Raw genomic sequence first — 14027 nt, 5'->3', positions numbered from 1 at the left:
GTGTCAAGTACGTTACAGACTAATCATCCCGTTGATCAGTAGCGCACTTGACACTTGACACCTGGACCTGAAACCTGAGACTATCTTGGATTCTCCTATTTTAGCCTTTCTTGCTGATACACAGGCTCCTATGTGGATAGAGGCCCTGTTTTTAAAGCAGCGTAATAATGTAAAGGCCACCCAGGCCATCTTTCGGGAAATACTGAAAAGATGCCCGGAAACGCTCTACTGGCTGGGCGATGTGGTGGTGCTGGGTTATAAAAATGCGGCCTGGCCGATGGTCGATACGTTTCTGGCTAATTGTGAAGAAGCGGGGATCGACGTTAAAGCCATTATGGGGAATCATGATGTGATGGGGCGACCTAAAAAAGGGCAGCGCAACTTCCAGAAACGTTTTCCCGACCACGTACCTACGGGCTATTCGCACGTGACCGATGGGGTAGGGGTTGTGCTCCTGAACTCGAATTTCAGCACCCTGACGCTGGATCAGCAGAAGCAACAGCAGGCGTTCTACGAAGAAACGCTACGTACCTACGACGAAGACCCTGCTATTCGGGCGGTGATCGTGACGACTCATTACGCTCCGTTTTCAAATAGCCGGCTGGTGGGGTCGAGCAAACCGGTTCAGCAACGGTTTGTGCAGCCGTATCAGGAGTCGAAAAAGGCTAAACTGTTCATTACGGGCCACGCACACGCCTTTGAGAAATTTGAAGTGGGCGGCAAAGTATTCCTGGTCATTGGCGGTGGTGGTGGCTTACACCAGCCGATGCACAAAAATCCGTTCAAATTCGACGACCGGGCCATCGACTATAAACCGATGTTTCACTACCTGACCGTCCGGCGCGAAGAAGACAACCTGCATGTCTGGTCGCATCGACTGGCCGAGGATCAGAAACATTTTGAAGACGGCTACGGATTCGTAGTCTGATTAACCTATCGCTCATGCCTCTCTTCCGTTTGTCGCTTTTCCTGTTTCTGCTTACTGGGTACGTTGCTACAGCGCAACAGTTTATGCCGTTGTGGCCTGCTGGTAAGATGCCCAATTCTAAGGGAATGGTGCTGACGGATAGCATCGCCAACGAGCGGATTTATCGGGTTGGAACCCCTGGCATGTACACGTTTTTTCCGTCGATGCAGGAAAACAAAGGGGCCGCCGTGATTATCTGTCCCGGTGGCGGTTACGAGCGCCTCGCCTATATCATCAGTGGTCAGCAACTGGCTAAGTGGTTCAACACCATGGGGATTAGCGCATTTGTGCTGAACTACCGACTGCCGAACTCACCAGACCTGAAGCAGCGAGAACTGGGGCCGTTGCAGGACGCACAGCGCGCCATGCGCCTGATCCGGGCCAACGCGACCAGATGGGGTATCAAACCGGATAAAGTTGGCATTCTGGGTACGTCGGCGGGTGGTCATCTGGCGGCGTTGCTGGCCGCGGCAACCAGCGACGTGTCGACGATTGGGGATTCGACCAGCCGGTTTGGCTTCCGGCCTGATTTTGCCATTCTGATATCACCCGTGATCACGATGGGGCACTATGCCCATGCCGGTAGCCGAAAAAATCTGTTAGGCCCAACCCCAACGCCCGAAATGCTGAAAACCTATTCGTTGGAAAACGCCGTGACGGCCACCACGCCGCCCTGCTTTCTGGTGCATGCCTTCAACGATACGGGCGTCGATCAGCGAAACAGCCTGCTTTTTTATCAGGCGCTGGTCGACCGGAAAATTCCGTCGAGTCTGCACATTTTTCCGCAGGGTGCCCATGCAATTGCCCTTCGGAACAACCCCGGCTCTACGCAGCAATGGGTGACGCTCTGCGAAAGCTGGATGCATGAAATGAACATCCTCACAGAAAGCAATCGTTAACTGTTGTTTAACTAGGTGCTACGCGGTGTGTATTGCTTCGCGAGGTAGGCCCTTCGACAGGCTCAGGGTGACAGGACACATCAGGATGTGAATGACAACCTTGAGTGGGATTGTCACCCTGAGCCTAGTCGAAGGGCCTACCTCGCGAAGCAACACACTCAAAGGTCAAACTCAGTTGCCTACACTTGGCACCGGTTCAACGCGGAACCAATCGTAGTCGGCGTAGCCAGAATCGTTGATCTGGGTAGTGCGTGTGCAGTAGAGGCCCATTTTCGCGCCAATCCATCGGCCTACCTCCGCCTGAAAAACGGCTCCTGCTTTGGTGAAAGTCTGCCCGTCCAGGCTGTAGCTAAACTGGCATTTGGCCCCATTGGTCACCTCAACGCGCAGGTAAATAGGGGCAGACCCGTTGAGTCGGGTGATCAGGGTCTCGGCTTCCGGTTTTCCGTCGGCAGCCTTCTGACAAAGCGTGTAAACCAGCGACACACCTTCTTTATCCGTTTTCAGCGCCAGTCCGGCGTAGCTCATGCCCATCACGATCAGCCCCGTTTTTTCATTGACCAGCTTTGTGTTTGGTTTGAATGTGAGTTTAGTCGTAGCCATGAACGTTTCGGCCGGGAACTTCTGCATCAGCAGGTTAGGTACGTCCCAATAGTTCTTTGCCTCATCGGGTACTTTATACGAATATAGCCGCAGAAATCCCTGATTGCTGGTTGTGTGCCAGACGCCTTTCGGGTTCGCCTGCCACTGCCATTGCAGACCCAGCGAGCGCGTAGTAAACTCATCCGATTCGGCGGGCGTGGCCATTGGGTACGTCCTGCCAACGGCCGGTTTGCGGTAGGTCAGCACGGGTTCGCCCTTCCCATCGCCGTCTTTGTCAACGCCGATCACCGGCCAGTCGTTGACCCACGTCATGGGCTGAAGATGAACCACCCGGCCATACGCCTCTTTGTCCTGAAAATGCAGAAACCAGTCTTCTTCCGTTTTCCCCGCATTGGCAGTCACCCACGCCCCCTGATGAGGCCCATTGATGGACGTACTGCCCTGATCCATAACCACTTTGCGTTCGTAAGGGCCGTAGATGTTTCTGGCCCGCAAAACCAGTTGCCAGCCGGTCGAGACGCCGCCAGCGGGTGCAAAGAGGTAATAGTAGCCGTTTCGTTTATACGCTTTTGGTCCTTCGATGGTGGGGTCGGTTTCGTGCCCGTCATACACGATCACGCCTTCATCCATGACTTTCCGGCCGTCTTTGCTGAGCTTCTTAACCGTGATAATGCTTTTGATACCAGCCCGGCTCCCTGCCCAGCCATGTACCAGATAAACCTGCCCGTCGTCGTCCCAAAGCGGGCACGGGTCAATCAGCCCCTTACCCCCTTCCACCAGTACCGGCTCCGACCAGGGTCCCGCCGGATTGGTGGCTTTGGTCAGGTAAATGCCGAAATCAGGGTCAGGGTAGTAGAGGTAAAATTCATTGTTATGAAATCGGATGGCAGGAGCCCAAACGCCGTTGCCATGCTGGGTTTTCTCGAAATGGTCGAATGGGGGTTGTCGCTTCAACGCATGACCAATGACTGTCCAGTTGACCAAATCCCGCGAATGCAGGATGGGAAGTCCGGGAATGGCGTCGAAGCTGGACGCAACCAGGTAGTAATCGGCCCCAACGCGACAGACATCGGGGTCCGAATAATCGGCGTTCAGCACCGGGTTTTTATACGTTCCATTTCCCAGATCGGCCACCCAAACCCTGGAAACAGACCGCGTAAGCGGCGGAGTTGGTGCCGGTTGCTTGTTGGGCTGGGCAATGGCGGCAAAGCTGGCAAAAACAGCCAGGATCGGTAGTGACAGACGATTCATTTTTTAACTGGTCAGGCGGTTCATGGCATCCAGGCAGACGTACCTGAGAAGACGGTTGGCAGGGTATACCGGTTTGCTTCTCTGGCTGTTAACTGCTTCGACCACGCTGCCCGTTTCGATGGGTTGCTCCCGGCACCGCTGCTGCCATATTCGGCATAGACAACCGTTTTTTCGTTCGCCGGGTTGTTCCAGTTGTTCCAGCCTTCGGGTACAATGTGGCTTCCCATCTCAGTTCGGATGAAGATCGTTTTGGCATTTGGCCGCCACGGCCGACCCAGAAACACCTTCGCAGCCGCCTCATCGGCGATCAGTTTGCAGTCGAAAAAGACGAAGCCATACGGTTGGTAATCAGGCGTTGCGGCGGCGGTAATGTACGAGTTGGTCAGGCTTTTAATGGTGCACGACTGAAAGACCGCTACCGATTTTCCGAAGATAAAATCAGTCGTGCCTTCGATCTGGCAGTTGTCGTAATATTGCCGACTCCCTTCTGCCGCCGCAAATAGTGTGTCCTGATTGCCGAGCAACACGCAGTTTTTGCAAACGAACCGGTCGCCCTCGACATGCAGGGCCACGGCCTGCCCAACGCGCCCGGCCGTGTTGCGGATCGTCAGGTTTTCGAGAATGATATCGGGCGCATCGACGAGCACGACATACGAGGTGTAGGTGCTGAACTTGTCCCGGCCAGTAGCGTCTTTCCCGCCGGGAAATGCTTTTCCCGAAAAGTCGTCGCCCGTGATGATGACGCCCGTTTTACTTTCGCCAATGAGATGAATGTTGGGTTTCCAGGACGGAATGACCACTTTTTCGGCATAAACGCCATTCCTGACGTACAGGGTGACACGTACCTGCGAATGGTCGCGGAAAGCGTTGACAGCTTCCTGAATGGTTTTGAAACTACCGCTACCGTCCTGCGACACCGTAAACGAAGCTGGGTACGTTGCCGATGCCGGGCTGGTTGTTTGTGCCAGTAAACTGTGGGTCCAGATCAGCAGGAAACCGAGCAATGTAAATCGGGACATCGAAATTGGGTAACTGGGTTAGGTGAACGGTGAGATGTTGGTATATGCACCCACTAAAGTCAAGAGACCATCGGAACATACCAGCAGGTTCCCGACTTTTTCTGCGCAATCGTTGCCGGGAACGTTGCCAACCGGTTCGCGATGAGCCACCCGGTAGCCGGTACGTTCCGGTAGCATCTGCTTACTGGCTGAAACGGTTGACCGGGTCAGGGATGGGTGTTGCTTCCCTGCTGACGGACCGTGCTTGGCAGCATACCGAAGTAGTGTTTAAAAGCAACGGTAAAATGAGCTGGATTTTTGTAGCCTACCCAGTACGAAATCTCACTAATAGACTTGTCTCCTTCCAGCAGAAACCGCCTAGCGTCTTCCATCCGCCGCTGGGTGATGTAGCCAAGAATAGTTGTTCCCATCTGCTCCTTGAACCCACGTTTGAGATTGAATTCGTTCAGGCCAACGAGCCTGGCCAGTTCAACGATTGTGGGTGAATCCGGGTAGCGGGCATCCAGCAGTTCGCGGGCCTCATGGATTTTATTGGTATCCGCCTTTTTCGACGAAACAACAAGGGATGTTCCCTGCATCTGCTCCAGTTGAAGCAGGAGTAACTCCGTTGTCCTCGATTCCAGGAAGAGCCGCTTCAGCGAACCGGTTCGATGGCTCGACCGCATATCCCGGATCAACCACTCCATAGATGGGGTTATAGGCAGGTTTTTTGCATTGCAAAATCTGGCTTTCTGCTGGGTAATGAGCGGCCCCAGGTGCCGATATAACTCACTGCCGGCGGGAATCAGGCGCGTGTACACGTCTTTGGGAATAATAATCGCCGTATAGTCCAGCGACTGCGTTGCTGCCGGGTAGGCATACACGCTCTTCGACTGGGGCAGGTAACAAACGTTGTGCTGGCCCGTCGAGAAGCGTTGCTGGGTTGACTTTCCTCCCGGCTGAGCCAGGCTGTCTCCCTGCAAGGCAAAGTGGAGTTGAATAACCTCCTGCTCCACCTCTTCGATCACCTGAATGGGCTGAGTTAGTTGAAAGCTGGAGTGAGCCAGGAAAAAATTTCCCGTCGTCAACTGCGTATCGGTGATTGTGCCGATCTGCTCGTGCTGAATGGTGACCAGCCTTTCCTGAAAGGGCTCAATTGACTCATCGGTCGCTGCCAGCGCTTCCCGTCGCAGGAGTATGTCGACGCTTTCCGCCTTAATTATTATGTCCATTTTGGCCCATTTACGATAGGGAAACTCCCAATTGCGATACCTACCGTACCGATTCGAGCCCCAAATTTGCATCAAATTATAATTGGTCTAAATAAGATGAAGAATATTTATTCGCTTTTCGCTTTCTGTATCATCCTCTCAACGTTATGTACAGCACCGCTTTTAGCCCAGACCTACGGGTCAATTAGTGGGCGTGTACAAACCAGTGATGGTAACCCGGCTTCATTTGTCAACGTAAGCCTGAAGGAAATCCGCAAAGGAACGCTCACCGCCGAAGACGGCACCTTCCAGTTGAAAGGCGTTAGCCCCGGCACCTACACCATGCAGGTAACGTTTGTGGGGTTGCAAACTCAGGATAAGGCCGTGGTAGTTGAGGCGGGGAAGGCCACTCAACTTGACTTTTCACTGGCCGAGAACTCGGTGCAACTGAGCGAGGTGGAAGTGAGAAGCAGTAACAAAGCCGTTACGTTGGGCAAAGCAATGATTGCCCCGCTGGACCTGCCCCAGATGACGGGTACAGTGAGCAGCGTGGTCATCGCCAATCAGCAGGCATCCCGTCTGGGCGACGTACTTAAAAATGTGAGCGGTGTGTCGCTAACCCAGCAACGGGGTGGCGTGGCCGAAACATTTTCGGCCCGCGGCTACAGCATTGGCATTGCCGGCGCGGGTGGTAGTATCTTCAAAAACGGGGTTATCTCCAACACAATGGGTTTCCCCGAAGCCAGCACGCTGGAATCGGTAGAAGTGCTGAAAGGCAGTTCGGCACTCTTATACGGTAACGTATCGGGCGGGCTGATCATCAACATGGTCACCAAAAAACCGAAGTTTGAGTATGGCGGCGAAGTATCGATGCGGGCCGGAAGTTTCGGGCTGCTGAAACCCATCGTTGACCTGTACGGCCCGCTGGCGAAGAACCTGGCTTTTCGGGTTGTAGGTACGTATGAAACGGGACAAAGCTACCGGGATGTGGTTAAAACGAACCGCGTGTATGTCAATCCATCGCTGCTCTACAAACTGGGTCAGAAAACAACCGTGCTGCTTCAGGGTGACTACCTGAAATCGGATTTGACGCCGGACAACGGTATTGGTTCCCTGAATGCGAACCAGGACGCCATCATCCCCAACGTACCCCGTTCGCGGTTTATCAATACGCCCTGGGCCTACAACAACGTGAACCAGACGTCGGGCTCGCTGAACATCGATCACGCCTTCAATCCCAACTGGAAATTAACCGCTATTGCCTCTGCACAGGGAACCGGGGTATCTGCCTACGGGGCGGGCGTGCCCAACAATACCGTCTCGGCCACGGGCGACTGGACGCGCACGCTCAGCCGGACCATGACCAAAGAAAATAACGCTACCGGCCAGGTAAACCTCAACGGACGATTCAGCACGGGTAGGATTGGCCACCAGCTACTGGTGGGTAGCGACCTGGTTCAGATCATAAGTGAAAGTAACTCGTATACAGTGAATTATGGGGCAGGAAAAACAACGTACGATAAGATCAATATCCTGAATCCGAGCCAGTACGAAGCCCGCACGGATATTCCTGATGCCACGGCAACGAGCCGGACAACGTCACCCTCAACGCGGTTGGGCGTATACGCGCAGGATTTGATCAGCCTGTCTGAGAAAGTGAAGGTGCTGGCCGGTATCCGGTGGTCGCAGCAACGGACGATTCAGACCACGGTTCTAAACCTGCTGACTCAGGTGGAAACGCGGGGAGCCGCCGAAACAAAAACGGATGCTGCGTTCTCGCCTAAAGTGGCGCTGATGTATCAGCCAACCAGAACGACCTCGTTTTTCGGCAGCTATTCAAACAACTTCACCATTAATACGGGCGTCGATATTTACGGACAGATCCTGAAGCCTTCGATTGTTGACCAGTTTGAAGCGGGCGTAAAAAACGAGTTGTTTAATGGTCGGATCACGGCTAACCTCGGCGTTTACCACATTGTAAACAGCAACTTTGCCCAGATGGCACCGCTCAAAGCCGACGGTACAGCCAATGCCGATGCCAACGTGAAAGAATTTACGGGCCAAACCACCAGCGACGGACTGGAGGTAGATCTGACTGGTAACCTGTCGAAGAATTTCTTCTTCATCACGGGCTATGGCTACAATTACATGCGGTACACCAAAGCGTCGCTTGTCAAAGGGTCGCCCATTGAAGGAGAGCGCCTGACGAATAACCCGGCTCATACGGCCAATGCAACGGTGTTTTACACGTTTGATCTGCCCCAGCTTCGGGGCCTGAAACTGGGTGCATCGGCCTTCTATACGGGTGCTCGCTACGGCGGCAACAACAACACGTATGGCCAAACCCCGGAATTCAGCCGCCTGATTCCGCTGACGGGATTCACCACGTTCGACCTGTCGGCTGGCTATACATACCGGAAAGTATCGATACTCGCCAAGGTGTCTAACATCACCAATGAATTGAATTACCTGATTCACGACCGGTACAGCATCATGCCCATTCCTCCGCGTCAGTTTATCACAACCCTATCGTACCGATTCTAAGTAGGGCAGCGTAAACAGAGCAACTCTGACAGTATAAATTGGTAACTGCAACTTGTTGCTGCCAATTTATACTGTCAGAGTTGTGCTTATTTAGACTAATTCCTATTAAATTGCAGGCCGTTTCTGATTAACACATAGACAGAGCCAGTAGGTCAGCTTGTCAACCCTCGAATAATAGCATGAAAAAAGTAGCCATAGCTCTATTGTTAGGCATTTCTCTCTCCGCCCAGGCGCAGAAAAACGTGTTGCTTGAGCAATCGTTCTGGCAGGCTAAACCGGACATAGGCACGGTGAAAGCCGCTGTTGAGCAGGGAAATAGTCCGGCGCAGTTCAACGCCAACAGTTTCGACCCCGTGGTGCTGGCGATCAACGCGCAGGCACCAAACGAGACAATCAAATACCTGTTGTCGCAGCCGGGTAATGACGTTAATAAAGTGACCCACGATAGCCGCATCTATTTGCACTGGGCCGCTTTTCGGGGTAACATCGAGATTGTGGAATACCTGCTAGGCAAAGGGGCTAAGGCCAGTGTAGAGGATAGTCATGGAACCACGCCGCTGAACTTCGCGGCTGGTGCCGGGGTGGCTGATACGCATATCTACGACGTACTTATCAAGGGTGGAGCCAATCTGAAAAAAGATGTCAACCACGACGGCGCCAATGCGCTACTACTGGCTATTGCCAACGATAAAGACCTCAAAATCACGGATTATTTCGTGTTGAAAGGGCTGGATCTGAAAAGTACCGATGCGGCTGGTATTAACGCGTTCGGCTACGCGGCCCGGAGTGGTAACATCGACGTGCTGAAAGCCCTTCAGCAGCGGGGAGTACCCATCGATCCAAATGCCATGATCATGGCGGCGCAGGGCTCGCGCCGGGGGCCAGCGCCTATGGAGGTGTTTCAGTATCTGGAAAGCGCGGGTGTAAAACCTGCGGCTGTTAATAAAAACGGCGAAAATGCGCTGCACGCGCTGGTCCGTCGGCCGGGGCAAAACGCACTGATCGACTATTTCCTGCGTAAGGGTGCCGACGTAAATCAGCCCGACGAAGATGGGAACACGCCGTTTATGAACGCTGCGGCGGGTAATCGTGATCTGGGTACGTTCGAGTTGCTGATGCCCAAGGTAAAAAATATCAATCAGGGCAACCAGAAAGGCGTAACGGCGCTGGCAATGGCGGTGCGTGGAAACTCACCCGACGTAGTAGCGTACCTGCTTAGCAAAGGGGCAGCCAGTAACGTGACCGATAAAGCAGGCGATAATCTGGTTGCCTATCTGGTGCAGGGGTATCGCCCGGCCGGTGCTGCCGGACCTGGACCAGGTGGTATGGCTGGCGGGATGCGCCCCGAAGGTGCCACTGCGCCCCGCCCCGAGAACGGACCACAGGCAGACGACTTCGATACCAAACTAAAGTTGCTTCAGGACAAAGGGCTTGATGTTAAGGCACCGCAGCAAAATGGCAACACTTTATACCACTTAGCCGTTGCCAGGAATGATCTTTCATTGATGAAGCAGCTGGAGCCTCTTCAACTGGATGTGAACGCCCGGAACAAAGAGGGCCTCACTGCCCTGCACAAAGCAGCGATGATCTCGAAAGACGACACCATGCTGAAATACCTGCTGTCGATCGGCGCGAAGAAAGACATTGCCACCAACTTCAAAGAAACCGCTTTCGATCTGGCCAGCGAAAATGAATCACTGGCTAAAAACAACGTATCCGTTAATTTTCTGAAATAAGTACTATGTCTTATTTGCCTAAAATCGGTCTAGTGGTGCTGGCGCTGGCTTTTGCCAATCCATCGGCATCATTGGCTCAACAGTCTGCTGCCACCACCAAGTATAAGTGCATGATCCAGATGACCAACTATATGGGTGAAGGCGCTTATATCGTGGTGTCGCTCATCAATGGGAAAGGGGCCTACGATAAAACCCTTTATGTGCTCGGTTCGAACAAGAAATGGTACCCGGACGTGAAGGAATGGCACAAGGCCTATGCCAAAAAACGGACTGATATCAGCACCATAACCGGGGCATCGGTGGCCGGGGGCGACCGCAGTGTGACGGTGCTGGAGATCGAAAGCGCAAAACTGAATAAGGATTATAAACTGCGTTTTGAAAGCGCGGTTGAAGACAAACCCTACTACGTAAAAGATCTGGAGATTCCACTGACGACGGAGGCACTCGCCGCCAAAAACGAAGGGACGGGCTACATCCGCTATGTTCGGTTTAGCCCAAACACCAGCAATTAAACTTGTTGTCATTTAGTGGTCATTACGCTTTGCTGTCATTCATTGTTCTACAACAAATGACAGCAAAGCGTAATGACCACTAAATGACGATCCCTCAAAATGACCATTTCTGTCTGGAGATACAGCCACTTAGCGCTGGCTGTATCTTCTTTTCTTTTACTGCTGGTAGCCTCGATTACGGGTATTATTCTGGCGTTTGAACCCGTATCGCAGAAACGTCAACCATACCGGGTTGCTGATTTTAACCAACTGACACTGGCCGGGACGCTACCGGTGCTGAAAAAGTCATATGCAGAACTCAGTGAGTTGCGTGTTGATGCCAACCAGTTTGTTCAGATCAAAGGGAGCGACGCTGAAGGGAAAAACCTGACCGTATACGTTGATCCGCGGACGGGTAAGCAACTGGGTATACCTACCAAACAAAGTGAATTTTTCGAGTGGGTCACGGCCCTGCACCGTTCTATGTTCCTGCATGAGGCCGGTCGTTTTTTTATTGGGCTAACCGCGTTTCTACTCCTGCTGATCACCGTTTCCGGCACTATGCTGATCATTCAGCGGCAACGGGGAGTGAAACGGTTCTTTACCCGCATTGTCCGGGATAACTTTGCGCAGTACTACCACGTGGTGCTGGGGCGGCTGGCGCTGATACCTATTTTTATCATTGCATTGTCGGGAACGTACCTGTCACTGGCCCGGTTCGACCTAATCGCCACGGAGAAACTGGCTCCGAAAATTGATCTGGACGCCATCAAGGAAGAGCCCCGCCGGAGGGTGGCCGATTTTGCCGTATTTAAAAACACGCGGCTATCGGACGTACAAAGCCTCGAATTTCCGTTTTCAGAAGACCCCGAAGACTATTACACGCTCAAGCTGAAAGACCGCGAACTGATTGTCAATCAGCTTACGGGCGATATTCTCAGCGAGATCAATTACCCACAGGCCGTGTTGCTGACCAACCTGAGCCTGGATCTGCATACGGGCCGGACAAGCGCCGTATGGGCGATTATTCTGGCTGTAGCGTCGGCAAATATCCTTTTCTTTATCTGGTCGGGCTTTGCTATCACGTTGAAGCGACGCGCTAACCGGGTTAAAAACAAGTACTCGGGCCACGAAAGCCGGTTCATCATCCTGGTCGGTTCTGAGAACGGAACCACCTTTCGATTTGCCCAGGCCATTCATCAGCAGTTGCTTAAGCAGGGTGAAAAATCGTTTCTGACCGAATGTAACAACTACACGGTTTTCCCTAAAGCCGAACACCTGCTGGTACTGACCGCTACCTATGGGCTTGGCGAAGCGCCCACCAATGCCCGGCGCTTTGCGACTCTGGTTGAAAAATGCCCGCAGCAACAGCCGATTCGTTATTCAGTAATCGGTTTTGGATCGCGGGCTTATCCCGATTTTTGCCAGTTTGCATTTGAGGTTAACCAACTGCTGGCCAGCCAGACCTGGGCTACTCCACTCGTAGATATTCATACGATCAACGATCGGTCGCCGAACGAGTTTAGCCTGTGGGCCGAAGCTTGGTCGCAGCAGGCCAACGTACCTGTATCGACCTCGCTTGACCTCGTTACGGCCCCCGCTCCCCGGCTTGAGACGCTGATCGTCACTCACAATACCAGCACCGAACAACCCGACGGCACCTTTTTGATTCGGCTCAAACCGCAACGTCGACTGGGCGTGACGTCGGGTGATTTGCTGGCTATTTACCCGGCCAACGACCACCGGGAACGCCTTTATTCGATTGGAATGCTGGCCAACGAACTCCAGCTCAGTGTGCGCCTGCATCCGGGTGGGCTGGGGTCGGGGTTCCTGCACGACCTGACGCCCGGCCAGACCATTCAGGCCCGGATTGTGCGCAATGAGCATTTTCATTTTCCGAAGAAAGCGTCGACCGTCATCATGATTGCCAACGGTACGGGCATTGCGCCCTTCCTGGGTATGATCGGCGAGAACGAACCGCAGACTCCCTGCCATCTCTACTGCGGTTTCCGGCAAAGCGCCTCCCTCGACCTGTACCGGGACTTTCTGAACGAAAGCCGTTCGGCTAAGCGGCTTTCCAACCTGCACGTTGCCTATTCGCGGGAAGGCAACAAACAATACGTGAGCGAACTGCTCGCCCGCGATGCCGACTTTATCGCCAATGCATTGATGCAGAAAGGCGTTGTGATGATCTGCGGTTCGCTGGCCATGCAGAAAGATGTGATCGACCAGCTCGAAACGATCTGCGAGACACGATTAGGTAAATCGGTGAGTGCGTACCAAGCACATGGCCAGGTACTAATGGATTGCTACTGAGGGCTATAAACGCCGCTTTTTTAGCTTCAGGCCAGGCGACGAGACTATCCGTCCATCGTCGGTAATCAGGATGGATGTGTACTGCGGGTGTTGCCGGATCAGCTTCAGACCGGCCTCTTTGCCGAGCACCATCATGGACGTGCTGAATCCGTTGGCTACTTCGGCACTGGGGCCGAAAACGGTCACACTGCTCAGGCCAGTAGCCGGATAGCCGGTTTTGGGGTTGATGATGTGGGCGTACCGCTTTCCGTTGAAGATCACGAATTTTTCGTAGCTGCCCGAGGTCACCACCGCGCTCTGTATCAGCGGAACGACGGCGAAAATGGTGTCTTTATGCAGCGGATTTGTGATGCCTACGGTCCAGTTTCGGCCGTTGGGTTGTTTGCCCCAGCTACTCATATCGCCGGACCCGTTTACGATGCCTGCCTCTACCTGTTTGGCCAGCATCATGTCGCGGCAGCGGTCGGTGGCGTACCCTTCGCCCAGCGCCCCAAACCCTATTTTCATGCCTTTGCGGGTAAGGAAAATCGTGGACTGCTTCGGGTCCAGCACGATATACTGGTAGCCTACTTTTGCAACTGATTTTTTAACAGCTTGTGGGTCAGGCATCTTTGTCATCGAGCCGTCGAATTTCCAGATCCGGTCCATCGCCGCGAAGCTGATGTCGAAGGCACCATTTGTTAGTCTGGATAACTGAAGTGCCCGCTCTGTCAAGGCAAACACCTCAGGGTCTACCCTGACGGGGCCAATACCCGCATTTCTATTAACCAGTGAAATCTGCGAATCAGGTTTCCAGTCGGAGATCAGGTTCTCAATTCGGGTCACTTCGGCAATCACGGTATCGATATGGTGTTCGGCCGAGAGCGAATCGGGGCCGACAATGGTGATGTCGAACCGGCTACCCATCAGCTTCACGGTTCGGTTGCGAAGTACCTGCGAAGAAGCGTTGAACCCAAGTAGCAACAGCACGAAAAGGACTACTTTATGCATGCTACAAAAATAAGCCAGGAT

General features: G+C 53.4%; 10 protein-coding genes. 6 read left to right on the top strand and 4 right to left on the bottom strand.

Going from position 1 to position 14027, the window contains the following annotated elements; genetic code table 11:
• The first annotated feature begins 85 nt into the window (after positions 1-85).
• Together ACFE8Q_RS12100 and ACFE8Q_RS12095 are read left to right on the top strand one after the other, a co-directional pair.
• A complete protein-coding gene (locus ACFE8Q_RS12100) occupies positions 86-928 on the top strand; it encodes a metallophosphoesterase family protein (RefSeq protein WP_375445655.1) in 843 nt (280 codons plus the stop codon).
• A gap of 14 nt (positions 929-942) precedes the next feature.
• Positions 943-1866 carry an alpha/beta hydrolase gene (locus tag ACFE8Q_RS12095; RefSeq protein ID WP_375445654.1) on the top strand — a complete coding sequence of 308 codons (924 nt, stop codon included), beginning with the start codon at positions 943-945 and terminating at the stop codon, positions 1864-1866.
• Between the two features lie 171 nt (positions 1867-2037).
• Here the strand turns inward: ACFE8Q_RS12095 and ACFE8Q_RS12090 are convergent, their stop codons facing one another.
• From ACFE8Q_RS12090 to ACFE8Q_RS12080, 3 genes are all read right to left on the bottom strand, one after another.
• A complete protein-coding gene (locus ACFE8Q_RS12090) occupies positions 2038-3720 on the bottom strand; it encodes a glycoside hydrolase 43 family protein (protein ID WP_375445653.1) in 1683 nt (560 codons plus the stop codon).
• 20 nt (positions 3721-3740) lie between these two features.
• A complete protein-coding gene (locus tag ACFE8Q_RS12085; protein WP_375445652.1) occupies positions 3741-4739 on the bottom strand; it encodes a pectinesterase family protein in 999 nt (332 codons plus the stop codon).
• Positions 4740-4945: 206 nt separating this feature from the next.
• Entirely contained in the window at positions 4946-5950 is a 1005-nt protein-coding gene (locus ACFE8Q_RS12080) for a helix-turn-helix transcriptional regulator (protein ID WP_375445651.1), read from the bottom strand.
• 96 nt (positions 5951-6046) lie between these two features.
• On the opposite strand from ACFE8Q_RS12080, the gene ACFE8Q_RS12075 reads away from it, so the two are divergent.
• The 4 genes from ACFE8Q_RS12075 to ACFE8Q_RS12060 all read left to right on the top strand — a co-directional run bounded on the left by ACFE8Q_RS12075 (position 6047) and on the right by ACFE8Q_RS12060 (position 13016).
• Positions 6047-8473 (top strand): TonB-dependent siderophore receptor, encoded by a 2427-nt coding sequence (locus tag ACFE8Q_RS12075; protein ID WP_375445650.1) that lies wholly within the window; start codon positions 6047-6049, stop codon positions 8471-8473.
• Positions 8474-8652: 179 nt separating this feature from the next.
• Positions 8653-10209: an ankyrin repeat domain-containing protein gene (locus ACFE8Q_RS12070; protein ID WP_375445649.1), complete on the top strand. Its 1557-nt coding sequence runs from the start codon at positions 8653-8655 to the stop codon at positions 10207-10209.
• A 5-nt stretch (positions 10210-10214) separates the two neighbouring features.
• Positions 10215-10721 carry a DUF2271 domain-containing protein gene (locus ACFE8Q_RS12065; protein WP_375445648.1) on the top strand — a complete coding sequence of 169 codons (507 nt, stop codon included), beginning with the start codon at positions 10215-10217 and terminating at the stop codon, positions 10719-10721.
• Between the two features lie 99 nt (positions 10722-10820).
• Entirely contained in the window at positions 10821-13016 is a 2196-nt protein-coding gene (locus ACFE8Q_RS12060) for a PepSY domain-containing protein (RefSeq protein ID WP_375445647.1), read from the top strand.
• Positions 13017-13019: 3 nt separating this feature from the next.
• Here the strand turns inward: ACFE8Q_RS12060 and ACFE8Q_RS12055 are convergent, their stop codons facing one another.
• Positions 13020-14006 (bottom strand): FAD:protein FMN transferase, encoded by a 987-nt coding sequence (locus ACFE8Q_RS12055; protein ID WP_375445646.1) that lies wholly within the window; start codon positions 14004-14006, stop codon positions 13020-13022.
• Between the last annotated feature and the right edge of the window lie 21 nt (positions 14007-14027).

The organism is uncultured Fibrella sp., assembly GCF_964250085.1.
Lineage (GTDB): Bacteria > Bacteroidota > Bacteroidia > Cytophagales > Spirosomataceae > Fibrella.
Note: the sequence above shows the minus strand (reverse complement) of the source record. Positions and strands in the feature narration are given on the sequence as shown.